The organism is Rhodococcus sovatensis (assembly GCF_037327425.1).
GTDB classification, from domain to species: Bacteria; Actinomycetota; Actinomycetes; order Mycobacteriales; family Mycobacteriaceae; genus Rhodococcoides; species Rhodococcoides sovatense.
Genome location: NZ_CP147846.1, coordinates 3,378,153 through 3,401,616 on the forward strand (window position 1 = coordinate 3,378,153; position 23,464 = coordinate 3,401,616).

Below are 23,464 nucleotides of genomic sequence, written 5' to 3' on the forward strand. Positions count from 1 at the left end.
CCATCATGCCCCCTCAGGGCCGCTCCGGCCTGCCGCAATCCGGATGTCTCTCTGCCGGCCGTGAGGACTACAGCGACGCCGATCTCGATGCCGCGGATCGGGTGATGAACAGCTTCACCGCCACCCTGTAGATCGACGAAAAAGCCCCGCTCACCTCATCGGTGAGCGGGGCTTTTGTCGAAAGGTCAGCTACGCCGGGGCTTGCCCCGCTTGTCGCCTCCGAACTTGCCACCCCCGCGAGGACCACCACGACCACCGGGAGGACCGGAGTCGGGCGTCAGTTGGATCAACACACCGCTGATCCGAGTGCGCCGCAGCGCTTCCACTGTCTCGTCGGCGAGATCGGCAGGAAGCTCCACCAGAGAATGATCCGGACGAATGCTGATGTGGCCGAAGTCGCTCCGGCGTAGGCCGCCCTCGTTGGCGATGGCTCCGACGATCGCACCGGGAGCAACGCGATGCCGCTTCCCGACGGCGATGCGATACGTCGCCATCTCCTGGCCGGACTTGCGATGATGCGAACTCGCTGCATCCTCGTCGAAACCGCGCGCGGGCCGAGGTTCACGCGGCTCGCGGGGAGCACGTGGGGGCGCGGGCGGCTCAGGCTTGAGCAGGAACGCCTCGCCGTCGCGGGACTGCACGGCCAGAGCGGCAGCGATGTCGGCGATCGGCACGTCGTGATCGCGCTCGTAGTCCTCGATGAGGCGACGAAAGAGTGCAAGGTTCTCGTTGCCGAGGCTCTCGGTGATCGAGTCGCCGAACTTGGTGACGCGCTGCGCATTGACGTCGTCGACGCTCGGCAACTGCATCTCGGTGATCGGCTGGCGCGTCGCGCGTTCGATCGCTTTGAGCAGATGACGCTCCCGCGGTGCAACGAACAGCAACGCCTCGCCAGCGCGGCCGGCACGACCGGTGCGGCCGATGCGGTGGACGTACGACTCGGTGTCGTGCGGGATGTCGTAGTTGATGACGTGTGAAATACGATCCACGTCGAGACCACGCGCTGCGACGTCGGTGGCAACCAGTACGTCGATCTGGCCGTTCTTGAGCTGGTTGATGGTCCGCTCACGCTGGGCCTGCACGATGTCGCCGTTGATAGCTGCCGCGGAGAATCCGCGCGCCCGCAGTTTCTCGGCGAGCTCCTCCGTGGCCTGCTTGGTACGGACGAACATGATCATTGCCTCGAACTCTTCGACTTCGAAGATTCGGGTCAGAGCCTCCAGCTTGCGCTGATGCGCGACCTGAACGTAGCGCTGCGTGATGTTCGGCGCGGTCGAAGTCTTGGTCTTGACCGTGATCTCGACCGGGTCGTGTAGGTACTGCTTGGAGATCTTCCGGATCGCAGGCGGCATCGTGGCCGAGAACAGCGCGACCTGCTTGTACTCCGGAGTGTCGGACAGAATGCGCTCGACGTCCTCCTGGAATCCCATCTTGAGCATCTCGTCTGCCTCGTCGAGTACGAGATACTCGAGCCCGGACAGATCGAGCGTGCCCTTCTCCAGGTGATCGATGACACGACCCGGAGTTCCGACGATGATCTGCGCACCCTTGCGAAGACCGGACAGCTGGATGCCATACGCCTGACCGCCGTAGATCGGCAGGATGTGCAACCCGGGGATGTTGGCCGCGTACTTGCCGAATGCCTCCGCCACCTGCAGTGCGAGTTCACGCGTCGGGGCCAGAACGAGCGCCTGCGGCACCCGGCGCGACACGTCCAGACGGGACAGGATCGGCACCGCGAACGCGGCGGTCTTGCCGGTTCCGGTCTGCGCGAGGCCGACGACGTCGTTGCCTGCCATCAACGGCGGGATGGTGGCCGCCTGAATGGGCGACGGGGTCTCGTAGCCGACGTCGCGCAGGGCCTTCAGGACCCGTTCGTCGATGCCGAGGTCGGCGAAAGTAATCGGTGGCGCCTCGTCGACAGTGGGAGTCACGGCGACAGTGGGCGCATTGTCGGCAGCGGGCGCTTTGTCGGCAGCGGGGGTGCCGTCGATCGGCGCCGATGCCTGCCCGTTCGAAGTGGATTCGTTCGAAGAGGACTCGTTCGAAGTGGACTCGTCAGGGTTCACATCGGCATCCTGATTCGGCTCTGTTGTGCTCATATACAGGCGAGTTTAGTCCCTGTCACTCCTTCCGCAGGACGCAAGTGCCGATAATGCGCTCAGCACGCCCATTCTCGGCTTGTACAGCAACTCGCTGGGCATCGAGCCTCACGAACTGTGACGCGACCAGTTAGGGTCCACTGCGAGTCACACATAACTCCACATGACTGGTCGGAAAATTCGCAAACCGGACACCATCCGTAGTGCAACCCGACTGGGAATGTGATGAAATGCACATCTGTTACGTCATTTTCCCGGAGGGGTCTTACAGTGCGCGAATATTCTGTGCCTGCATCGTTCACAATTCCAGACGATGCATCGATGGCCGATACCGTTTTCCGGCACGAGACGGAGTCCCCGAACATCGTCCCGTTCCAGCGTTTGATCGGTGGGTCGTGGACCGATGTCACAGCATCGCAGTTCGCCAAGGAGGTCAAGGCAGTCGCCAAGGGCCTTATCGCGTCGGGCGTCGAGCTCGGCGATCGCGTGGCGATTCTGTCTGCGACCCGGTACGAGTGGGTCCTTCTCGACTATGCAATCTGGACCGCAGGCGGATGCACCGTTGCGATCTACGAAACATCCTCGGCCGATCAAGCCCAGTGGATTCTGGAGGATTCGGCAACCTCGTTGCTGATCCTGGAAACCCCAGCGCATGCGGAAGCCCTGAAGGAGGTCACCGAGGGTGCCGCCGATCTGCGCGAGGTTCTGCAGATCGATGCAGGGGCCATCGACGAGCTCACCACCCGCGGCGCAGGCGTCAGCGACGAGGACCTTCATGCGCGTCGCCACCAGGTCACCGCGTCTTCGCCCGCGACGCTGATCTACACCTCGGGAACCACTGGCCGTCCCAAGGGCGTACAGCTCACTCACGCCAACTTCTACGCCGAGGTTCAGGCCACGCAGGAGGCGCTGCACGACTCGATGAAGGAGGGCAACCGCACTCTGATGTTCCTTCCGATGGCACACGTGTTCGCGCGTGCAGTCTCGTTCGGAGCGTTCGATTCGAAGGTCACCGTCGGACACACTTCCGACGTCACGACGCTGCTCGACCAGTTCGCGTCGTTCAAGCCGGACTTCATCCTGTCGGTGCCTCGCGTCTTCGAGAAGGTCTACAACTCGGCGAAGCAGAAGGCTCACGACGGCGGCAAGGGTGGCATCTTCGACAAGGCCGCGGCCACCGCCATCGAGTGGAGCGAAGCCAAGGACAAGGGCGGCCCCGGTCTGCTGCTCAACATCAAGCACACGGTGTTCGACAAGCTCGTCTACAGCAAGCTCCGCGCCGCACTCGGCGGCAACTGCGAGCGCGCTGTGTCCGGCGGCGCACCTCTCGGTGCGCGACTCGGCCATTTCTTCCGCGGCGTGGGAATCCCGGTGTACGAGGGCTACGGACTTACTGAGACCAGTGCCGCGATCACCGTCAACACCACCTCCGCTCAGCGCATCGGCAGCGTCGGAAAGCCGCTCAGCGGTCATGCCGCGAAGATCGCCGAGGATGGCGAACTTCTCCTCAAGGGCCCTGTCGTGTTCGGCGGATACTGGCACAACGACAAGGCGACGTCCGAGTCGATCATCGACGGGTGGTTCCACACCGGCGACCTCGGCGCTATCGACCAGGACGGCTACGTCTCCATCACCGGGCGTAAGAAGGAAATCATCGTCACCGCGGGCGGCAAGAACGTCGCTCCTGCGGTACTGGAAGATGCAATGCGGGCAAACGCAATCATCAGTCAGTGCCTCGTCGTCGGCGACGCGAAGCCCTTCATCGGCGCCATCATCACGCTGGATCCGGAAGCACTCCCGGGCTGGAAAGAGCGCCACGGGATCACGGAGGACGTGTCGTTCGCCGAACTGTCGAAGAACGCTGACCTCATTGCCGAGATCGACAAGGCAGTCGCGGACGCGAACAAAAAGGTGTCCAACGCGGAACAGATCAAGAAGTACAAGATACTCGAGCAGGACTTCACCGTCGAAACCGGCGAGCTCACGCCGACGATGAAGCTCAAGCGCAACATCATCCACCAGGAGCGCGGCGCCGAGATCGAGTCGATCTACAGCTAGGTTCCACCCGCGTGTGACGTACAGGCATGTGTCTGTACGTCACACGCGTCTGTATTTCACACCCGTCGGTATTTCAAACGTGTGCGAGTACGAACTCCGCGGCTTCCAGCGAGACCGTGCGGTGCACCTTCTCGTGTAGGAGGTCGTGGCCTGCATCCTCGAACTCCCGCATCCTGGCGCCTGGCACGTTCGGGATCCACGCGCGAACCGCGTCGATCGGCGCCAAGCGGTCGTCGACGCCATGAACCGCTAGCAGCGGCACTGCCGATCTGCTCAGATCAGAAGCCGTGCCCGTGGTCGATTTGGGTGTTCCACACAGGACTACCGAAGTGAATCCGCTCGGATTCTTCTCGAGGGCCGCGATGGCGGTCGCAGCTCCCAACGAATGGCCCATCAGCGCCATCGGTATCCCACTGCGCTCCGAACGAGCGATGTCCGCGAGCTGCAACGCGTTGTCGGCGAGCCCGTCGATCTGAGATGCATCGGACAACTCACCTTCCGTCAACCCATGACCGACGTGGTCGACGGCCCACACGTCGATGCCCTCGTTGTTCATGAGGCGGGCGAACCGATGGTAGTGCCCGCTGTTCTGACCCAAGCCATGAAGAAACACCAGGACGAGACGCGGATGTGCCGTGGTCCACGAACGATAGTGGACGGCACCGGTAGCTCCTTCGAAAAACGGCATTCGACTATTTTGCATGTCGGGGAGTCCTGTCGTTGCATTCACCTACAGTTGTGCGCGTGTTCCTCTTGGGCGGCCGTGTCGTATACAGCGCCAGCGACCTCTCGGCCGCGGCTGCCTGCGAGTACGCGATGTTGCGCACTCTCGACGCCAAACTCGGAAGAATCGAGGCGGTCCGAGACGAGCCGGACCCGATGCTCGAGCGAACCTCCGACCTCGGTCTCGCACACGAGCGGCGACAGCTCGAGGCGTTCCAGACTCGATTCGGCCAGGGCGTGTCGATCATGCCGAGACCCGAACGCACCGAACTCGCGCTCGCCGACGCCAACGCCGCAACCATCGAGACCGCGCTGTGGGGATACGACGTCCTCTACCAGGCAACGTTCTTCGACGGCCGCTTCCTCGGGTTCTGCGACTTTCTGGTCAAGGAGGGCGTCGGCTACTCGGTGTACGACACCAAGCTGTCGCGGCACGCCCGCGTCCCCGCTCTGCTTCAACTCGCGGCCTACGCGGACGCACTGGAGAACAACGGCATCGAGGTCGCCGATCGCCTGCACCTGATGCTCGGCGACGGCAGTACCACCGACCATTCCGCGGTGAACCTGTTACCGGTGTATCGACGGCAACGGGCACATCTGGAAGACATCATCGACGAGCACGTCGCCGAGGACGAACCCGTCGATTGGGCCGATTCGCGGTACAGCGCGTGCGGACGATGCGATGCGTGCGATCAGCAGGTCCTCGCGCGCGACGATCTCCTTCTCGTCGCCGGCCTCACCGGCGGGACGCGGGCACATCTACATACCGCAGGGATCACCACGACCGTCGAGCTCGCCACCTCTGTCGGCCCGGTCGACGACATCTCCGCTCGCACACTCGCCGCGCTGCGATCTCAGGCAACATTGCAGATCGCCCAGCGGAACAGCGGACGAACCGAGTTCGAGATTTTCGACGCCGACGCACTCGGGTCGATTCCGGAGCCCAATCCAGGAGACATCTTTTTCGACTTCGAGGGCGACCCCCTGTGGGCCGAAGCCGGATCGTCCGAGTGGGGACTCGAATACCTCTTCGGTGTCCTCGAAACGGACCGGACTTTTCGCCCGTTCTGGGCTCACGATCGCGCACAGGAGAGACACGCGCTGGAGATGTTCCTCGACTACGTGGTGGCGCGACGGCGGGAGTTTCCCGGCATGCACGTCTATCACTACGCGGCCTACGAGAAGACTGCGTTGCTCAGACTCGCCGGGCGGTACGGCGTCGGTGAAGACGTCGTTGACGACCTTCTCCGCGACAACGTCCTCGTGGATCTGTATCCCGTCGTTCGCGCGTCGCTTCGAATCGGCGAGCGCTCCTACAGCATCAAGAAGCTCGAACCCCTCTACATGCCGGACAGCCGCGACGGCGACGTCACCAATGCCGCAGCGTCGATCGCCGAGTACGCACGCTGGTGCGATCTGCGCGATCAGGGGCGCACAAGGGAAGCATCGGCCCTGCTGGCGGAGATCGCCGAATACAACCGCTACGACTGCGAGTCGACGGTCGAGCTACGTGACTGGCTGTTGGCACGGGCAGCCGACGCGGGCATCGCACCGCGACCGCCAGCGGAACTGGCGCCGGAGCTGAACGAAGAAACCACTGCGCTCGAAGAGTCACTACGCGACTACGTCGGAATCGGCCCGGTATCCGAGCGAACCCCGGACGCCCAGGCAGTCGCGCTGTACTCGGGGTCGATCGGCTACCACCGCCGCGAGCGAAAGCCGTTCTGGTGGGCGCACTTCGATAGATTGCAGAGCCCGGTGGACGAATGGGCAGAGGCAACGGATGTGTTCAAGATCGAGTCGGGAACGATCGAATCGGAATGGGCGAAAACGTCGCCGCGGCAGAAACTGCTCAGACGACGGTTGCGCGTCACCGGCGTCGGGGGAACGGGTTCATCGGTGCGGTTGCTCTACGATCTGCCGCCGCCCGAGGGCCTCGAGCAGCCGCATCCGACCTACCGTGCATGTAGCCGGGGCGAGGTGCTCGAACTTGGCGACACCTACGCCGTCGTCGAAGAAAAGCTCGCCGCGGGCGCCGAACCGTACGAGCAACTTCCGATGGCCATTGCTCCCGATGCACCGATTCGCACCGTCAGCATGGAGCAGGCGATCGTACGAGCAGCCACCGAAGTGCAGCACTGCCTTCCGAACCTGCCGCGTAACGCCGTCGCCGATCTGATGTCGTTGTCGACTCCACGAACCCTCTCCGGCGATCCACTTCCCACAGTGTCTGGAAACGACTACATCGACGCGATCGGTACCGCACTTCTCGACCTCGACAACTCGTACCTCGCCGTGCAGGGACCACCCGGAACCGGCAAGACCTTCACCGCCGCCGCAGTGATCACCCACCTGGTGAAAGACCATCACTGGCGAATAGGCGTTGTCGCGCAATCGCATTCCGTCGTCGAAAATCTACTCGACGGAATAGCCAAGGCCGGTGTGCCGGCAGAGCTCATCGGCAAGAAGAAACCGACCGAGCACACCGAGCTGCGGGACACCGACTACCCCGACTTCGTCGCCGATGCGAACGCCGGGTGCGTCGTCGGCGGCACCGCGTGGGATTTCTCGCACGAGACTCGCGTTGTGCCGGGTTCGATCGACCTGCTCGTCGTCGACGAGGCCGGACAGTTCTCACTGGCCAACACCATCGCGGTCGCGGGTGCGGCGCGCAACCTGTTGCTGCTCGGCGACCCACAACAGCTCCCCCAGGTAAGCCAGGGCACGCACCCGGAACCGGTGGACCAATCAGCTCTCGGGTGGCTCGCCGAGGGGCACGGTGCGCTGCCCGCTGACCGTGGGTACTTCCTCAGCCGGACCTGGCGCATGCACCCCGCTCTGTGCGCGCCGGTGTCGGCGCTCTCCTACGAGGGACAGTTGTTCTCCAATGAGGCCGCGACGGGCGGGCGAGTTCTCGAGGGCATTCGGCCCGGCCTGCATACGGTGAGCGTCGAGCATCATGACAACACCACCGAGTCACCCGAAGAAGCCGAGGAGATTCGTCGACAGATCGAGAAGCTACTCGGGTCACCGTGGACCGATCCGGACACGCACGAGGGCAGCCGAGGCCTCGAACCGCACGACTTCATCGTCGTCGCGCCGTACAACGCTCAGGTCGCGCGGATTCGTCGACACCTCGACGACGCTGGTCTGGGCGAGGTTCTCGTCGGCACCGTCGACAAGTTCCAGGGCCGACAGGCTCCGATCGCGCTGTTGTCGATGACGGCGTCGAACCTCGGGGATTCGCCGCGCGGTGCGAGCTTCCTGCTGTCGCGAAACCGTTTGAACGTCGCACTCTCCCGTGGGCAGTGGGCTGCTGTTCTGGTGCAATCACGGACGCTGACGCACTACCTTCCCGCCACTCCCGACGGGTTGGAAATGCTGGGCGCGTTCATGGCCCTGGCTGGGGCGGGAGTGGAGCCTGCGGAATGACCCAAGGGGCGGGAATGGAACCTGCGGTGGATCAGCCGAAGGTTTTTCCCTCACCGCGGTAGGTGGGAACGGCCGAGATGCTGCCGTCGCTCTCGACGATGTGCAGGGTGTCCAGTCGCTCGCAGATCTCGCCTGCCTTGGCGTGACGGAACCAGACCCGGTCTCCGATTTCGACGTTGTCCGTCGACGTGACCGGCGTCTGAACTTCGCCCGCGCCCTCGTTGCGGAGCAGTTTCAATCCGCCTCGGACGACGCCGCGGAGCGTGTTCGAGAACGCAACAGGAGACGGCGTTCGGGACCTCGACGTCGGCCCCGACGCGATGTAGCCGCCGCCGAACACGGTGGCGATCTTCTCGGTAGGTTTGCGCACAACGGGAAGTGCGAAGTAGAGGGCTGGGTGTGCGGTGAACGCGGTGTACCTGTCGAACAGCGTGGGAGAGAACAGTCCTGAGCCAGCAGTGACCTCGGTGACGTTCGGGTCGGCCGAGCTGATTTCGAGTGAGCCCGTGCCGCCGCTGTTGACGATCTCGAGTGGCCCGACGACGGTGGTGACTGCGTCGACGACAGCACGTCGTCTGTCTTTCAGTTCCGAAGCCGACACCTTTTTCATGAGCTCGACGGCGATGTTGGAGTCCGGCAGTCCGGCGATCTGCGCCTCGTAGAACATGACCCCGACCACGCGAAAGCCACGCTCTTTGGCGGTGCGGGCGAATTCGGCAACGTGCTCCGGCTCCCGGAGCGGTGAACGCCGGACCCCGAGATGCAGAGGCCCGAGCCGGAGGGAGGCGTCGACGTCGATGCAGATGCGCGGCTTGACCAGGTCGGAACCGGCGGCGGCGCGAATCCGGTCGAGATGGGCTACGTCGTCCACCATCAATGTGATGCGGCCGGACAGCACCCGGTCGCGCGTAATTGCAGCGAGCGCGCCGGCGTCTACCGTCGGATAGCCCATCAGAATGTCCTCGGCACCGAGCTCGGCGAGCCAGATCGCCTCGTGTGGCGAGTAGGCCATGATTCCCCGGAAGCCGGAAGCTGCGCCGACGCCCTGTCCGAGAACACGCTCGAGCACGCTGCGTGAGCGCACAGATTTGCTGGCCACGCGCACTGGCAGCCCACTACTGCGACGAACCAGATCGGCCGCATTGGTAGCAAGGGCATCGGCGTCGACGGCCGCGAACGGAGGTTCGAGGTGTACGGTCGCGGCCGAGATACGGCTCAGGGCGGTCTCGTCGTGCGAGGTTCGACCGAGAAGTGACGTCACGTCAGCAGTACTTCCTTGGTTTCGTTGCGCGTGCAGATCTGGCTCCAAGTCAATCACCTGTCGCTGGTTCCGTCAGATCTCGACGGCTTTACCTGCGATCAACCCGGACAGATCGTCCATTGCCGCGATGACAGCGATGTCGTCGCGATCGACGAGCCACCTGAGAATCAATCCGTCGACCGTTGCCATCCCGAACCGCGCTACCGAATCGATCGGTTCGAGCCACCGCGTGCGGGTTTCCTCGGCGCAGCGCTCTAGGAATGCACGAGACTCCGAGTCCCGAATTCGGTACTGCCCACTGGCGATCGCTGCAGCGTCGTCCGACCCCAGCGCGCGGTGCCGCAGCAGATATGTCTTGATCTCGTACGACAAGAGCTGCCGGTCCGCGGTCTGTTCGACGAGTGGCCAGATAGCGTTGAGGCCGCTGTGCACCAGTTCACGTAGTCCCCGGATTCCGAGGAGGTCGTGGGTGTGGTCGAACGCCGAGTGCAGAGCAGCCGTGATATCGACTATCAGTCCCTCGCCCATTGCGATGACGAGCAATTCCTTGGACTCGAAGAGGTAGTAGACCGCGCTTTGCGTCATCCCTGCCTCGGCGGCGACGCCGCGGACCGTCAGCTTCTCGATGCCCACCTGTTCGGCGCGATCGAGAGCGGCAGCGACCAGTCGGGCTCGTCGTGCATCGACCTGCAGCCGAGTCTGCATGGGAATGAATAGTAGTTGTCGCCGGTCGATAATTGACCGTGTCGGACCCACACATTCATAGTTGAGCGATGACGGGGCTTACGTGGCACAACTGGGCGGGAAATCAGACCTCGAATCCGATCGAACGGGTCGTTCCGCAATCGGTCGATGAACTGAAGGCGATCGTGCTGCGGGCAGAGGGCACGGTCAAGTGCGTCGGTGCCGGGCACTCGTTCACGTCGATCGCAGCGACGGACGGGATCCAGGTCAGTCTGGACGACCTTCGCGGCATCGAGTCGGTGGAACCAGCTGCCGACGGATCCGCAGTTGTCACCGTGTTGGCGGGCACTCGCCTGCGGGAGCTCACTGCCCGGCTGTGGGATCTGGGACTCGCGATGGCCAACCTGGGCGACATAGACGAACAGTCCATCGCGGGCGCTATTTCCACTGGCACCCACGGGACGGGTGCGCGGTTCGGCGGCATTGCGACACAGGTGAGTGCCCTGGAGATCCTGACTGCAGACGGCCGCGTCGTGACGTGCTCTCGCGACGTCGAGCCGGACATGTTCGACGCCGCCCGCGTCGGACTCGGCGCGCTCGGGATAATCACCCGGGTAAGCCTGCGGTGTGCGCCAGCGTTCGCGCTGCACGCGCTCGAAGCGCCGGACACGTTGACCTCGACGCTGTCGACGCTGACCGAAACGGTGGCTTCGGTCGATCACTTCGAGTTCTACTGGTTTCCGCACACCGATCGTGTGTTGACCAAGTCCAACACCAGACTTCCTGCGGACAGCCCACTTGTCCCACTGGGACGGGTGCGGGCGTACGTCGACGACGAGTTGCTGTCCAACACTGTCTTCGAACTGGTGAACCGGGCAGTCACGCGATTTCCTGGCGCAATTCCACGCGTCAACGGGTTCTCCGCTCGAGCACTGTCCGCACGCGAATTCACCGACCGCAGTTACCGCGTGTTCGCATCCTCGCGCACGGTCCGGTTCCGGGAGATGGAGTATGCGGTACCGGCGGAGTCCATCACCTATGTTCTCCGCGAGCTCGAACGGTGGCTTTCATCCTCCGGCTTCACGGTGGCGTTCCCGGTAGAGGTGCGCTTCGCCGCGGCAGACGACATCTGGCTCTCGACGGCGCACGGACGAGCCAGCGCATACCTCGCCGTGCATCAGTACCACCGACGCGATCACCGAGAGTACTTCGACGCTGTGGAAGCCATCGCCCGTAGCGTCGGCGGCAGGCCGCATTGGGGGAAGTTGCACTCGTCGACTGCCGAGGACTTCGCCGACATGTACGAGCACTTCTCGGACTTCTGCGCTGTGCGAGACAAGCTCGATCCGGAACGCCGATTCGAGAACGACTATCTGCGAGTGTGCCTGGAATAGGCCTCCGGCCCAGTGGCATCGCGGGGCCTCCGGCCCCAGTGGCATCGCGGGGCCTCCGGCCCCAGTGGCATGGTTAAGTGCATCCCCGTGCACTCAATCGTGCCACTGCGCGGGACGCGCCTATCTTGGAGTCATGTTCAAGCGCGCCCTTGCCGGGATCATCGCTGCCGGAGTGATCCTCGGTGTCGGAGAGCTGGTCGCCGTTCCGTTCGGCCGGAACTCGTCCCCGTTCTTCGCCGTCGGATCCGCCGTCGTCGACAACACACCGGAGTCGGTCCGCGAGTGGGCAATCGATACCTTCGGCACCTCCGACAAGATCGCTCTGTTCGTCGGCATGGCCCTAGTCATCGCATTGATCTCCGCTGGAGCAGGGTTGCTGCGGCGCCCGCTCGGCGCGGTGCTCTTCGGTGTGCTCGGCGTTCTCGGAGTTCTCGCCGCGGTCACCCGATCGACGGCGACGCCGCTCTCCGCACTTCCGACGATTCTGGGTGTCGCTGCGGGAATCGTCGTGCTGCATGCCTTGATCCGAACCACCGAAGAACCAAGCGAGGGCATGACCCGCCGCAGTTTCCTCGGGCTCGCCATGGCTGCGGGTGTAGTCGCTGTTGCAGCAGGAACGGCGGGTCGGTTGATCTCACAGGCTCGCGACGTCACCGCCAACCGGCTCGGGTTCATGCTCCCCACTCCGACGCCGCAACCTCCGATCCCCTCGGGCGCGGACCTGCGGATCGATGGACTGTCGTCGTACATCACGCCGAACGAGAACTTCTACCGCATCGACACTGCTCTGGTGATACCGCAGGTCGCGTCGGACACCTGGTCGCTGCGCATCCACGGCATGGTCGAGAAGGAACTCGAGATCACGTTCGAAGACCTCGCGTCGCGGGACGCCGTCGAACGGACCGTGACGCTCACGTGCGTGTCCAACATCGTCGGTGGCGATCTCGTCGGCAACGCGACCTGGATCGGCTATCCACTGAAGGATCTCCTCGAGGAGGCAGGCATCTCGGACGACGCCGACATGGTGCTGTCCTCCAGCCACGATGCGTTCACCGCGGGGACGCCGTTGGAGGTCCTGCTCGACGGGCGCGACGCCTTGCTCGCCGTCGGGATGAACGGGCAACCGCTTCCCGTCGAACATGGTTACCCGGCGCGGCTGGTGGTGCCGGGTCTCTACGGCTACGTCTCGGCGACCAAATGGGTCACCGACCTCGAAGTCACCCGGTTCGACAAGGTCACCGCCTACTGGACCGACCGCGGCTGGAGCGAACTGGGCCCGATCAAGACAGCCTCACGCATCGACACGCCGAGGTCCGGCAGTGCTGTGAACGCAGGCACGATCGTCATCGCCGGCGTCGCATGGAAGCAACACACCGGGATCTCCGGCGTCGATGTACAGATCGACGAGGGCGATTGGATTCCCGCCGAACTGTCCGAGGAATACTCGGTGGACACCTGGCGCCAATGGACATATCGATGGGAAGCGACGCCAGGCGATCACACCATCCGTGCCCGCGCCACCGACCGAACCGGCGATATCCAGACATCGACGACGGCAGATACTGTTCCCGACGGCGCCACCGGCTATCCGAAAGTCTTTGTCACCGTGAGGTGAAAGACGCCTTGATCGAGTTGTCGTGCAAGATCTCTCGTTCACGCTCGGTCAACCCGAGCTTGTCCACGAGAGCAGCGAAGTTGTCGTCGACGTAGCCGCCGAAGTAGGCGGGATCGTCGGAGTTCACAGTGACGATCAATCCACGTTCGATCATCTGCCTGATCGGGTGATCGGCAAGATCGTCGTACACCTTGAGGCGCACGTTCGACAACGGGCACACCGTCAGCGGGATTTCCTCCTCGACAAGACGATTCACCAACGCATCGTCTTCGAGGCAGCGGACTCCGTGGTCGATCCGCTCGACGCCGAGGAGATCGAGAGCTTCCCAGATGTACTCGGCTGGACCTTCTTCTCCCGCATGTGCGACGACGTGCAATCCCTCGGCACGTGCCTTCGCGAACACATCCACGAACAGCGACGGCGGAAACCCTGCCTCGGCGGAATCCAGTCCGAGCCCGATGATCGGCGCGTCCAACGCCAGTAGATCGTCCAACAACTTGTTGGCATGCAACACCGGCTGGTCCCGCAGGATCGACGCGATCAACCCGCTCGTGACCCCGAACTCCCGCTCACTCGACGACGCCGCATCGGCCAACCCCTCGACGACGGCCTCCAACGCCACACCTCTCGATGTGTGTGCCTGCGGATCGAAGAATATCTCCGCATGCGTCACACCGCCCGCCGCCGCCCGACGGAAATATGCGCGCGCCAAGTCGGCGAAATCCTCGGCAGTTCGCAGCACCGAAGTGTTGGCGTAGTACAAGTTCAGAAACGACTGCAGATCCGTGAACTCGTACAACCCCCGCAGCTCATCGATGTCCGCATACGGCAACGTGATCCCGTTCCGCTCGGCGAACTCGAAAATCTGCGGGGGCTCGAGCGAACCCTCGATGTGCATGTGCAGTTCAGCGAGGGGAAGCGTAGTCATCCCAACGACTCTACCGACCGGTGTACGTGGCCTTGCCCGGGCCGTCGGCCAGAAAACTCTTCACCGCACCGCGGAGGTCATCCGTCGCGAACAACTCCCCGGACACCTCGGAGGTGATCTCGTCCGCGTGCGCAATACCACCCGAACGCCACGCTGCCACAATCTTTTTGGTGGCAGCGTGAGCCACCGTCGGACCGGCGGCCAACCGCTCGGTCAGGGAACGGGCCACCTCGTCGAGATTGTCTTCGATGGCGTTGACGACGCCCCACTCCTTCATCGTCTGGGCGTCGTAGAGGTCTCCCGTCATGACGAGCTCGCGTGCACGACCCGATCCGGCACGCTCCGCGAGACGTTGCGGACCGCCCATCGACGGTGTCAACCCGACGACTGTTTCGACGAGACCGAACTTCGCTTTCGGGCTCGCGAGGATGATGTCGCAAGCGAGGGATATCTCGAATGCGGCCGTCAGCGTCAGACCGTGTGCGGCGTAGACCACCGGGCAGGGCAGGGCTTCGAGTGGGTGCGTAATGCCGGCGATGAGTGTGCGCCACAGATCGGCGCCCTGCTGCACGGTGAGTCCGTCGAATACGTGGACATCGACACCCGCTGAGTTCACCTTTCCTTCTGCGCGTAGCAGCACAGCGCGGGGTGGAGTTGCCGTCAGATCTGCGACATTCGCCATCACCGCGTCGAACATCTCTTGATCGAAGAGGTTGAGCGGTCCGTGGTCGAAGGTCAGGACGGCAACCTCGGCGCCGGCATCCGTGGTGTACCTGACGAGTGAAGTGGGTTGGTCAGCCATGAGTGCCAGAGTGCCATACGCTGCGTGCGCCGCAGTTACCGGCGAGTAATGTCCGGTGGAGTTACCGTTACCTGGAGGAACACATATGAAGCGCACACTGTTCGACGCGGATCACGACGCATTCCGAGAATCCGCCCGCGAGTTCGTCGCTCGCATGATCACACCTCGCGAGGAGCAGCTCATCGAGCAGCGGTTCATCGACCGCGACATCTGGCTCGAAGCCGGCCGCAACGGGTTCCTCGGCCTGGAGGTTCCGGAAGAGTACGGCGGCAGCGGTGCCGAAGACTATCGCTTCAATGCAGTCCTCGGCGAGGAGCTCTCCCGTTCCAGCGCTGCAGTGGCGTCGTGTTTCGGTATCCACGTCGACATCGTCGCGCCGTACCTCGTGGGGCTCACCACCGAAGAACAGAAGAAGCGGTGGCTGCCGGGATTCTGCAGCGGCGAGTTGTTGACCGCGATCGCCATGACCGAACCGTCGGGCGGATCCGACCTGGCCGCGCTGAAGACCACCGCGGTCAAAGACGGCGACGACTTCATCATCAACGGTTCCAAGACGTTCATCACTAACGGCAACAGCGCCGACCTGGTCATCGTCGCGACTCGGACGACGCCGGAGAAGAAGGCGAAGGGAATCACGCTCTTCGCCGTCGAGAACGGCACCGAGGGCTTCTCGCGCGGCCGCAAGCTCGACAAGGTGGGTCAGCCCGAGTCCGACACTGCAGAGCTGTTCTTCGAGAACGTACGCGTGCCGTCGGCCAATATGATCGGTGAATTCGATGGCGGCTTCATCCACATGATGCAGCTCCTGCCCCAGGAACGCATCAGCTGCGCAGTCGCCAACCTCGGCCAGACGCGCCCGATCCTCGAAGAAACGATTCAGTACGCCAAGGACCGAAAAGCATTCGGTCAGCAGATCGGCTCACTGCAGTGGAACAAATTCCTGCTCGCCGAGCTTGTCACCAAACTCGATGTGGCACAGGCGTTCGTGGACAACTGCATCGACGCCCACTGCAGGGGTGAGCTCACCGCGATCGATGCAGCCAAGGCGAAATGGTGGACCTCGCAGGTCCAGAACGAGATCCTCGACCACTGCGTCCAGCTACACGGCGGCTACGGATTCATGAACGAGTACCGAGCAGCCCGTGCATGGAAGGACGCTCGGGTCACGAAGATCTGGGCCGGTTCCAACGAGATCATGAAGGAACTCATCGGCCGGGACCTGGGCCTGTAAACCCCTAGTGGCATGGTTATGCGCACTCTGGTGCACATAACCATGCCACTGGGCCGGAGGCCCTGAACAGCACGAAGGCCGGATACTCAGGAATTGCTTCCTATGTATCCGGCCTTCGAGAAACCTCAACTGAAGACAGCGTCAAGCCGTCAGCAATTTCGGGTGGCGATCCTTTAGGGGATCAGATAGCGCGAACGCCTGTGGCCTGGGGGCCCTTCTGGCCCTGGCCGACCTCGAACTCCACGCGCTGACCCTCGTCGAGCGACTTGAAGCCAGTTCCCTGGATCTCCGAGTAGTGAACGAACACGTCAGGTCCGCCACCGTCCTGCTCGATGAAGCCGAAGCCCTTTTCGCCGTTGAACCACTTAACACTGCCCTGCGTCATACCGTAAACCTTCTGTAGCGAGCTGGACCTTCACGTCGAAGCTCCAATCTCATTTCCCGATCATGCCATCCAAACGCCCATTGCGATACGTCGGGGGCGAAAAAAATCGATAGCTCGGTTTTTCGGGCGGCAAGATAGCCTGTTCGAGGTGGATTCACATCATCACGACATCATCCGCCTCGCGTGGTCCAGGCGCCTCGGCCTGGAGGATTCGGCACTGCGCCCCTCCCACCGCCACATCGAAATCGACAACAATGCGACGTCCGTCACATTTGTGCGTCTCGGCGACGCGAGCGCCCTCATCGGACCCGAAAACCTTGTGTCCGCGTCGACGAACTCGTGGGCATCGGCGTACACGGACGACGAACTGTCCGAGCGCGGTGTACTGGGCACGCTCGGAACTGGACGCAGCCACGGCCCGGTAGTTCTGTACTTCGCCGGCGACATCGGGACGAGCATCGACCGCCACGACCCGCTGATCTCGCACGAACTGTCCCACGTGCTCGCACTCGAAGCCACGTGTGCTCCCGACGATGTCATCGCGGCCGACCTGACCCGCAAGCGATCGTGGTTCACGGTGCTCAGCGACGACGAACCAGCCGACACCGCTCAGCCTCTCGCGACCGCTGCCTATCTGGAATGGGAGGGTGTGCTCGCCGATGTCGGCGTATTGACTGCGCCCGATGCCCGACGGCAAGGCAACGGTCAGGTCGTCGCGCGCCTGGCCACCAACGATGCCTTCGACGAGGGCATGATTCCGCAATGGCGCACCAACGCCGAGAACGGGACTTCCCGACGCCTCGCCGCACGACTCGGCTACGAGCAATGGGGCGTGTTCGTGTCGGTCGAGCTCTCCGGTACGTAGGTTGAAGATATGACGTATGTAGAGAACGGTGAGGAATTCACGCGCGACACCAACTACATCGAAACGCGCATCACCGCGGACGGTCGCGACGGCTATCCCGTCGAACCCGGCCGCTACCGGCTGATCGCGGCGCGAGCGTGCCCGTGGGCGCATCGCTCGATCATCGTGCGGCGACTACTCGGCCTGGAAGGTGCTATTTCACTTGGCATTCCGGGACCGACCCACGACCCCCGCAGCTGGAACTTCGAGGAGGAACCGGGCGGAGTCGATGCGGTGCTGAAGATCCCTCGACTGCAGGACGCCTACTTCGCCCGCTTTCCCGACTATCCGCGCGGAATCACCGTGCCCGCGTTCGTCGAGATCGAGACAGGCCGGGTTGTCACCAACAACTACCCGCAAATGACGCTGGACATGTCGACGGAGTGGACCCAATACCACCGCGAGGGCGCTCCCGCCCTGTACCCCGAAGCTCTGCGCGGCGAGATCGACGAGGTCGCCGAAAGAGTGTTCCGCGAGGTGAACAACGGTGTCTACCGATGTGGATTCGCCGGATCGCAGACGGCGTACGACGAGGCCTACGACCGTCTGTTCACTGCCATGGACTGGCTTGTAGAACGACTCGCGAACCAGCGCTACCTCGTCGGCGACACAATTACCGAAGCCGACGTGAGACTCTTCACGACACTTGTGCGGTTCGACGCCGTCTACCATGGCCACTTCAAGTGCAACCGCACCAAACTGACCGAGATTCCGGTCCTGTGGAACTACGCCCGCGACCTGTTTCAGACACCGGGCTTCGGCGACACTGTCGACTTCGATCACATCAAGCGGCACTACTACGAGGTCCACACCGATATCAACCCGACCGGAATCGTCCCCCGAGGCCCGGACCTGCACGGGTGGCTGGAACCGCACGGTCGTGAGCTACTGGGCGGCCGACCGTTCGGCGACGGCACTCCCCCGCCTCCACCGAAGGCCTACGAGCGCGTTCCCGCCGGTCACTGGGTGCCCGCGTAGGTTCCGAAGCTCCAGTGGACTCCCTCGGCGTCTCGGCAGGTGAAACCGCGACTGCCGTAGTCCTCCTCGCGTAGCCCCCGGGTGAGCTTGGCACCGGCGGCCACGACGCGATCGTGAACAGAGTCGGGGTCGGCGGTGACGACGTAGACGCTGCCCACTCCGGCGGGCAGGCCGGCGATCGCGCTGTCGGGCCGGACGCTGCCGAGCATCACCCCGCCGCCCTCCGGCCAGCGCAATTCGGCGTGGTCGACCTCTTTGCCTTCGCCGTGCACAACTACTTCCTCGAAGCCGAGCACATCGACGATGAAGCGGATCGCAGCGTGCGCGTCCGAGTAGCACAAGCACGGCCAGACGTTCGTTCTCGTATCGCTCATGCCCGCAATGCTGCCCGCATCACGAGCCGCGGTCTTGGATGAATGGGAACTGCTCGTTTCGACGCCAGCGTGACGGCGACAACCCGGCGAGATCACGCCAGTCCCGAGCCATGTGCGCCTGGTCGTAGTACCCGCAGAGCGCAGCGACGTCGGCGAGCGGTGGGATGTTGGGGCGTCTGAGCACCTGGTGTGACCTGTCGAATCGGGCGATCCGCGCCGAGTCCTTCGGACCGACGCCGAACTCTGCGGTGAAGCGGTTGACCAGATGTCGGCGGCTCCACCCGATCTGCGACGCCACATCACCGACACGGACCATCCCTTCCGTGTGCACCAACAGCCTCCATACCTCGGCGAGAGTCGGATCGAGCTCATGGTCGCCGCGGGACCTGCACAGAATCTCGTCGACGATGTCGAACCGGCCACTCCACGAATCCTCGGCCGCGATCCGATCCGTCAACTCCTGTGTGTCGGGCAGCACTTCACGCAAGTCGACCATCCAGTCACCCAGCGCCGATGTCGGTATGCCGAACAGCGCCCGCGCGCCGGCAGGTGTGAATGACAACTGAATGCCGTGCTGGTTGCCGTCGTGCGCGATGGTCACCGGTTCTACCGAGATCCCGCTCGCGAGCGATTCGAACGCACACGATCCTTGGCGAGGCGAATCCGCGATGTCCAGCTGTGAATCGATAGTCAGGATCACGGTCAGGTTCGGACTCGGCATGCCGACGTGGATTCCTGGTTCGAAGCCCGACAGCCGGTAGCCGTCGTACGACGCCACATACGGACGCAGGCGAGCGGTGGGCGCCCGCTGGGCACCGTCGGAGTGACCCACCTGGACCTTGTCAGCCATGATCGCAGCGTAGAACCGTAGGCAAACGGGTAGCAATGGGTTCTAAGGACCGCACAAGCCGGTACGACACACGAACGGGGACCGCCGATGGCGAAGAACAAGATGGACGAGGTCGAGGTCATCAAGGAGGGCGGGCGGCTGGAGAAATCACTCGTCGCCATCCTCGACAACGCCAGCCGTCTGCAGGGGCCTGCGGTCGAGAAGTACGTCGCGTACATGCGTCGGGCACACCCGAACGACACACCCGCTCAGTTGATCGAACGGTTGGAGAACCGGTTCATTCTCGCTGTGACGGGAAGTGGAAGTGCCGTCGGCGGTGCTGCTGCCATTCCCGGACTCGGTACTGTCGCCTCCCTCGCTGCGGTCGGCGCCGAAACCGCGTTCTTCATCGAGTCCTCGGCCCTTCTCACGCTGTCGGTGGCGTCCGTGCACGGCATCCCCGTGCACGACCACCAGCAACGCCGTGCACTCGTCCTCGCGGTGGCGCTGGGTGAATCGGGCATGCAGATCGTGCAGAAAACAGTGGGCAGCTCAGCGAAGAACTGGGGACCGTTGGTCATGTCGCGAATACCCGGCGGCGCAATGACGAACATGAACAAGTCGCTGGTCAAGAAGTTCGTCCAGAAATACCTCGCGAAACGCAGCGCACTGCTGTTCGGCAAGCTCCTGCCCGCGGGAATCGGCGCCGTCATCGGCGGGGCGGGCAACCGTGTCATCGGAAAAGGCGTCGTCCGCAATTCGCGGGAAGCGTTCGGACCGGCTCCGAGGTCGTGGCCCGAAAGCCGAATCATCGAACCCGATCCCGATGGAATTCTCGAGCGACGTCGAGACGTTGAGTGAACCCATGACCACCGACACACCTGACCTCGGCACGTTCGGCATCTGGCGACACTTCTCGGGTATCCCACCCGAGTTGGCTCGACTGATCGAAACCTCCGGCTACGGCACCATTTGGCTCGGAGGCTCACCCCCGGCAGATCTCACGTCGGTAGAAGAGGTACTCGACGCGACCGAGTCGGTAATCGTCGCTACCGGCATCGTCAACATCTGGTCGGCAGCGGCACCCGCGGTTGCCGAGTCGTTCCACCGCATCGACAGCAAACATCCAGGCAGATTCCTCCTCGGGATCGGCGCAGGACACCCCGAGGCGACGCAGGAGTATCAGAAGCCGTACGACGCCCTGGTGGGCTACCTCGACGCGTTGGACGAGGGCGGTGTCCCCGTCGAACGGCGCGTTCTCGCTGCCCTGGGACCGAAGGTGCTGAAGCTGTCCGCCAGTCGAAGCGCTGGTGCGCACCCGTATCTGACGACGCCCGAGCACACCGCCGAAGCCCATGCAATCCTCGGCCCTGACAAGATTCTGGCGCCCGAGCACAAGGTCGTCCTCGAATCGGATCCGGTGAAGGCCCGAGAGATCGGCCGCCCGCCGGTGAACAATCCGTACCTACACTTGCGGAACTACACGAACAATTTGAAGCGCCTCGGCTACTCCGAAGAAGAGATTGCAGACGGTGGCAGCGACCGGCTGATCGACGCCCTCGTCGCCCACGGCGACGCGGATTCCATCGCCGACCGGCTTCGCCAGCACCTTCACGCGGGCGCATCGCACGTGACGCTGCACTCGTTGCCCGACGGCGGCGACCCGTCACAGACGTATCGTGAGGTCGCAGCGGCGCTGCGCTAGCCCAACAACTCCCCGCGCACAACTCCCCGCCCTGACTCACTGACTCACTGACGCGACAACTTCGGTGAAGCCGTAATCTCGTACCGGGCCGGAATTCCGGCCCGGTACGAGGTTGACATTCACGGCCGGGGGGAATCGCTCATATGACGTACGGCTTCGGCGGTCACGCACTCGAAACGCACGGTCTCACCAAGAGTTTCGAAACGGTGCGCGCGGTCTCGGACCTGACGTTCGCCGTTCCCCGCGGTTCCATCACCGGCTTCCTCGGGCCGAACGGTTCGGGCAAGACCACCACGCTGCGGTTGATTCTGGGGTTGGCCAAGCCCACTGCCGGCGTAGGGCTGATCGCAGGCGCCCCGTTCTCGGCGTTGACCCACCCTGCTCGCACGGTCGGCGCGGTCCTCGACTCGCGGAGTCTTCACCCCAAACGAACCGCGATCGGGCATCTCGGCATCTTCGCCTCGGCGATCGGTGTTCCGGACTCGCGCGCCGAGGACGTACTCGGCTTGGTCGGGCTCGCCGATGCCGCCCGACGCCCTGTCGGCGCCTTCTCGTTGGGTATGCGACAGCGCCTTGCCCTGGCGACCGCGCTGCTCGGTGATCCCGAAATTCTGGTGCTCGACGAGCCCGCCAACGGCCTTGACCCGGAGGGAATCGCGTGGCTGCGCGACTTCCTGAAGTCGTTCGCTGCCGGCGGTCGGACCGTGTTGATTTCGAGCCATCTGCTCCGTGAGATCGAAGCAACCGTCGACAACCTCGTGATCGTGAGTGCCGGATCACTCGTCTACCAGGGATCCATCGAGCAGCTCCGCGCGTCGCGTCCAAGTCGGATTCTCGTCACCGTGTCGGATCCGGCTGCGTTGGCGTTGGCGCTGGCATCGAGCGGTGTCACCAACAGCCAACTTCTGCCCGACGGTCGACTCGGGGTCGCCGGCAGCGACGCCGACACCATTGCACGCGTCGCGAAAGAGGCCGACGTGACCGTGTTCGGAACCAGCCACGAACACGTCGACCTCGAACAGGTCTTCCTGTCGATGACGGCCGGCCAGTTCGCGGCACCACCACCCGGTATGCAGCCCTACGGCGCTCCTCCCGCATACGGTCAGGCGAGTTACGGACCCCCACCCGGGTACGCGCCGGTCCCCAATTACGGGCCACCACCTGGGTACGGACCACCGCCTGGGTACGGGCCACCTCCGGGTTACGGTCCGCCACCTGGGTACGGACCACCACCGAGTTACGGACCGCAGCCGGGACAATCGACGTGGGACGGAGATCGACGATGACCACGGTTCTGACGTCGGAAATTCGCAAAGTAACCACGTTGAAGTTCTGGTGGGCGCTGGCGCTGCCTCCCATCTTCGTCGGCATCTGTGCGAGTGCCATCTCCTCGGCCGTTGCCACCGGTGCAGACGAAATCACCAACGGGGACGTCGACGGAATCGTCGTCGTGGGTTTGTTCGTGGCTCTCGGTTTCGCCATGCTGTTCGCCGCGGTGTTCTCCGCCGTGAACACCGGAACCGAATTCCGACACGACACGATCACCACGTCGTTCTTGACCACTTCCGGCCGCGATCGGGTCATCGGGGCGAAAGTCCTCGTGACCGCGTTGTTCGCCCTCGGCTACGGGTTGGTCGTCTCGATCTGCAGCATCGTGTGTCTACTTCTGTTCACGGCCGGCACATTTTCTCTCACCGGCGACACCATGGCCTACGTCGCAGCGGGTCTGTTCGCGGTGGTCTTGTGGTCGCTCATCGGCTCCGGCCTCGGGTTGCTCTTCGGATCTCCGACTTGGCCGTCGATCGTCATCGTCGCGTGGTTCCCGGTCGGCGAGCTGATCACGCTCGGCATATTGTCCGGCCTGGGTTTCCAGGGGGCCTGGCTCCTCACCCCCGCGTCGTTGACCATGTCGGTCACTGCGGCAGGAAACCTCGACGACGCTGGATCGTTCGCAACGTGGCCGTGGGCGCCGATCGGTCTGATGATGTGGGCCGCGGCCGCACTTGCCGCAGGTTGGCTCAGAACGCGAGAACGCGACATCAACTGATTTCGTGTCGGT

Annotated in this window: 21 protein-coding genes; 12 read left to right on the plus strand and 9 right to left on the minus strand. The window is 63.6% G+C overall.

Going from position 1 to position 23,464, the window contains the following annotated elements; genetic code table 11:
- Positions 1 to 5 precede the first annotated feature (5 nt).
- On the plus strand, positions 6 to 131 hold the full coding sequence (locus tag WDS16_RS15570) for a hypothetical protein (protein WP_338886146.1): 126 nt from the start codon (positions 6 to 8) through the stop codon (positions 129 to 131).
- Positions 132 to 185: 54 nt separating this feature from the next.
- Here WDS16_RS15570 and WDS16_RS15575 read toward each other — a convergent pair whose 3' ends face one another.
- Positions 186 to 2,102, minus strand: a complete 1,917-nt coding sequence (locus WDS16_RS15575; RefSeq protein ID WP_338886147.1) for a DEAD/DEAH box helicase — start codon at positions 2,100 to 2,102, stop codon at positions 186 to 188.
- Between the two features lie 270 nt (positions 2,103 to 2,372).
- On the opposite strand from WDS16_RS15575, the gene WDS16_RS15580 reads away from it, so the two are divergent.
- Positions 2,373 to 4,160: a long-chain fatty acid--CoA ligase gene (locus WDS16_RS15580; RefSeq protein ID WP_338886148.1), complete on the plus strand. Its 1,788-nt coding sequence runs from the start codon at positions 2,373 to 2,375 to the stop codon at positions 4,158 to 4,160.
- Between the two features lie 73 nt (positions 4,161 to 4,233).
- Here WDS16_RS15580 and WDS16_RS15585 read toward each other — a convergent pair whose 3' ends face one another.
- Positions 4,234 to 4,848, minus strand: coding sequence for an alpha/beta hydrolase (locus tag WDS16_RS15585; RefSeq protein ID WP_338886149.1), 615 nt, complete (start codon positions 4,846 to 4,848; stop codon positions 4,234 to 4,236).
- A gap of 56 nt (positions 4,849 to 4,904) precedes the next feature.
- Here WDS16_RS15585 and WDS16_RS15590 point away from each other — a divergent pair, with 56 nt between their 5' ends.
- On the plus strand, positions 4,905 to 8,315 hold the full coding sequence (locus tag WDS16_RS15590) for a TM0106 family RecB-like putative nuclease (protein ID WP_338886150.1): 3,411 nt from the start codon (positions 4,905 to 4,907) through the stop codon (positions 8,313 to 8,315).
- Positions 8,316 to 8,346: 31 nt separating this feature from the next.
- On the opposite strand, the gene WDS16_RS15595 is transcribed toward WDS16_RS15590, so the two are convergent.
- Positions 8,347 to 9,576 carry an alanine racemase gene (locus WDS16_RS15595; RefSeq protein ID WP_338886151.1) on the minus strand — a complete coding sequence of 410 codons (1,230 nt, stop codon included), beginning with the start codon at positions 9,574 to 9,576 and terminating at the stop codon, positions 8,347 to 8,349.
- 72 nt (positions 9,577 to 9,648) lie between these two features.
- Positions 9,649 to 10,281 carry a helix-turn-helix domain-containing protein gene (locus WDS16_RS15600; RefSeq protein WP_338886152.1) on the minus strand — a complete coding sequence of 211 codons (633 nt, stop codon included), beginning with the start codon at positions 10,279 to 10,281 and terminating at the stop codon, positions 9,649 to 9,651.
- A 68-nt stretch (positions 10,282 to 10,349) separates the two neighbouring features.
- On the opposite strand from WDS16_RS15600, the gene WDS16_RS15605 reads away from it, so the two are divergent.
- Positions 10,350 to 11,654 carry a D-arabinono-1,4-lactone oxidase gene (locus tag WDS16_RS15605; protein ID WP_338886153.1) on the plus strand — a complete coding sequence of 435 codons (1,305 nt, stop codon included), beginning with the start codon at positions 10,350 to 10,352 and terminating at the stop codon, positions 11,652 to 11,654.
- 133 nt (positions 11,655 to 11,787) lie between these two features.
- Positions 11,788 to 13,269 carry a molybdopterin-dependent oxidoreductase gene (locus WDS16_RS15610; protein WP_338886154.1) on the plus strand — a complete coding sequence of 494 codons (1,482 nt, stop codon included), beginning with the start codon at positions 11,788 to 11,790 and terminating at the stop codon, positions 13,267 to 13,269.
- Here WDS16_RS15610 and WDS16_RS15615 read toward each other — a convergent pair.
- Both WDS16_RS15615 and WDS16_RS15620 read right to left on the minus strand, forming a co-directional pair.
- Positions 13,256 to 14,197, minus strand: a complete 942-nt coding sequence (locus WDS16_RS15615; RefSeq protein ID WP_338886155.1) for an adenosine deaminase — start codon at positions 14,195 to 14,197, stop codon at positions 13,256 to 13,258. The genes WDS16_RS15610 and WDS16_RS15615 overlap by 14 nt on opposite strands.
- Before the next feature lie 10 nt (positions 14,198 to 14,207).
- Entirely contained in the window at positions 14,208 to 14,999 is a 792-nt protein-coding gene (locus tag WDS16_RS15620; protein WP_338886156.1) for an enoyl-CoA hydratase/isomerase family protein, read from the minus strand.
- Between the two features lie 85 nt (positions 15,000 to 15,084).
- Between WDS16_RS15620 and WDS16_RS15625 the strand changes: the two genes are divergently transcribed.
- Positions 15,085 to 16,230 (plus strand): acyl-CoA dehydrogenase family protein, encoded by a 1,146-nt coding sequence (locus tag WDS16_RS15625; protein WP_338886157.1) that lies wholly within the window; start codon positions 15,085 to 15,087, stop codon positions 16,228 to 16,230.
- A 181-nt stretch (positions 16,231 to 16,411) separates the two neighbouring features.
- Here WDS16_RS15625 and WDS16_RS15630 read toward each other — a convergent pair whose 3' ends face one another.
- Positions 16,412 to 16,615, minus strand: a complete 204-nt coding sequence (locus tag WDS16_RS15630) for a cold-shock protein (RefSeq protein WP_068369974.1) — start codon at positions 16,613 to 16,615, stop codon at positions 16,412 to 16,414.
- Between the two features lie 148 nt (positions 16,616 to 16,763).
- Here WDS16_RS15630 and WDS16_RS15635 point away from each other — a divergent pair, with 148 nt between their 5' ends.
- Positions 16,764 to 17,480: a GNAT family protein gene (locus tag WDS16_RS15635; RefSeq protein ID WP_338886158.1), complete on the plus strand. Its 717-nt coding sequence runs from the start codon at positions 16,764 to 16,766 to the stop codon at positions 17,478 to 17,480.
- Positions 17,481 to 17,489: 9 nt separating this feature from the next.
- Entirely contained in the window at positions 17,490 to 18,497 is a 1,008-nt protein-coding gene (locus WDS16_RS15640) for a glutathione S-transferase family protein (protein WP_338886159.1), read from the plus strand.
- Here WDS16_RS15640 and WDS16_RS15645 read toward each other — a convergent pair.
- Together WDS16_RS15645 and WDS16_RS15650 are read right to left on the minus strand one after the other, a co-directional pair.
- Positions 18,479 to 18,871 carry a VOC family protein gene (locus WDS16_RS15645; RefSeq protein ID WP_338886160.1) on the minus strand — a complete coding sequence of 131 codons (393 nt, stop codon included), beginning with the start codon at positions 18,869 to 18,871 and terminating at the stop codon, positions 18,479 to 18,481. The genes WDS16_RS15640 and WDS16_RS15645 overlap by 19 nt on opposite strands.
- Before the next feature lie 19 nt (positions 18,872 to 18,890).
- Positions 18,891 to 19,721 (minus strand): AraC family transcriptional regulator, encoded by an 831-nt coding sequence (locus WDS16_RS15650; protein WP_338886161.1) that lies wholly within the window; start codon positions 19,719 to 19,721, stop codon positions 18,891 to 18,893.
- A gap of 87 nt (positions 19,722 to 19,808) precedes the next feature.
- Between WDS16_RS15650 and WDS16_RS15655 the strand changes: the two genes are divergently transcribed.
- From WDS16_RS15655 to WDS16_RS15670, 4 genes are all read left to right on the plus strand, one after another.
- On the plus strand, positions 19,809 to 20,561 hold the full coding sequence (locus tag WDS16_RS15655; protein WP_338886162.1) for a hypothetical protein: 753 nt from the start codon (positions 19,809 to 19,811) through the stop codon (positions 20,559 to 20,561).
- A 4-nt stretch (positions 20,562 to 20,565) separates the two neighbouring features.
- Complete coding sequence (locus WDS16_RS15660; RefSeq protein WP_338886163.1) at positions 20,566 to 21,405, plus strand: LLM class F420-dependent oxidoreductase; 840 nt, start codon at positions 20,566 to 20,568, stop codon at positions 21,403 to 21,405.
- Positions 21,406 to 21,548: 143 nt separating this feature from the next.
- Positions 21,549 to 22,691, plus strand: coding sequence for an ABC transporter ATP-binding protein (locus tag WDS16_RS15665; protein WP_338886164.1), 1,143 nt, complete (start codon positions 21,549 to 21,551; stop codon positions 22,689 to 22,691).
- Entirely contained in the window at positions 22,688 to 23,452 is a 765-nt protein-coding gene (locus WDS16_RS15670) for a hypothetical protein (RefSeq protein WP_338886165.1), read from the plus strand. Before WDS16_RS15665 ends, WDS16_RS15670 begins: the two co-directional genes overlap by 4 nt.
- The last annotated feature ends 12 nt before the right edge of the window (positions 23,453 to 23,464 follow it).

Coding starts and splice junctions, on each gene's coding strand:
- WDS16_RS15570 (WP_338886146.1), top strand. CDS start 6: ATGCCCCCTCAGGGCCGCTCCGGCCTGCCGCAATCCGGATGTCTCTCT.
- WDS16_RS15575 (WP_338886147.1), bottom strand. CDS start 2,102: ATGAGCACAACAGAGCCGAATCAGGATGCCGATGTGAACCCTGACGAG.
- WDS16_RS15585 (WP_338886149.1), bottom strand. CDS start 4,848: ATGCCGTTTTTCGAAGGAGCTACCGGTGCCGTCCACTATCGTTCGTGG.
- WDS16_RS15600 (WP_338886152.1), bottom strand. CDS start 10,281: ATGCAGACTCGGCTGCAGGTCGATGCACGACGAGCCCGACTGGTCGCT.
- WDS16_RS15605 (WP_338886153.1), top strand. CDS start 10,350: ATGACGGGGCTTACGTGGCACAACTGGGCGGGAAATCAGACCTCGAAT.
- WDS16_RS15610 (WP_338886154.1), top strand. CDS start 11,788: ATGTTCAAGCGCGCCCTTGCCGGGATCATCGCTGCCGGAGTGATCCTC.
- WDS16_RS15615 (WP_338886155.1), bottom strand. CDS start 14,197: ATGACTACGCTTCCCCTCGCTGAACTGCACATGCACATCGAGGGTTCG.
- WDS16_RS15620 (WP_338886156.1), bottom strand. CDS start 14,999: ATGGCTGACCAACCCACTTCACTCGTCAGGTACACCACGGATGCCGGC.
- WDS16_RS15625 (WP_338886157.1), top strand. CDS start 15,085: ATGAAGCGCACACTGTTCGACGCGGATCACGACGCATTCCGAGAATCC.
- WDS16_RS15630 (WP_068369974.1), bottom strand. CDS start 16,615: ATGACGCAGGGCAGTGTTAAGTGGTTCAACGGCGAAAAGGGCTTCGGC.
- WDS16_RS15640 (WP_338886159.1), top strand. CDS start 17,490: ATGACGTATGTAGAGAACGGTGAGGAATTCACGCGCGACACCAACTAC.
- WDS16_RS15645 (WP_338886160.1), bottom strand. CDS start 18,871: ATGAGCGATACGAGAACGAACGTCTGGCCGTGCTTGTGCTACTCGGAC.
- WDS16_RS15650 (WP_338886161.1), bottom strand. CDS start 19,721: ATGGCTGACAAGGTCCAGGTGGGTCACTCCGACGGTGCCCAGCGGGCG.
- WDS16_RS15655 (WP_338886162.1), top strand. CDS start 19,809: ATGGCGAAGAACAAGATGGACGAGGTCGAGGTCATCAAGGAGGGCGGG.
- WDS16_RS15660 (WP_338886163.1), top strand. CDS start 20,566: ATGACCACCGACACACCTGACCTCGGCACGTTCGGCATCTGGCGACAC.
- WDS16_RS15665 (WP_338886164.1), top strand. CDS start 21,549: ATGACGTACGGCTTCGGCGGTCACGCACTCGAAACGCACGGTCTCACC.
- WDS16_RS15670 (WP_338886165.1), top strand. CDS start 22,688: ATGACCACGGTTCTGACGTCGGAAATTCGCAAAGTAACCACGTTGAAG.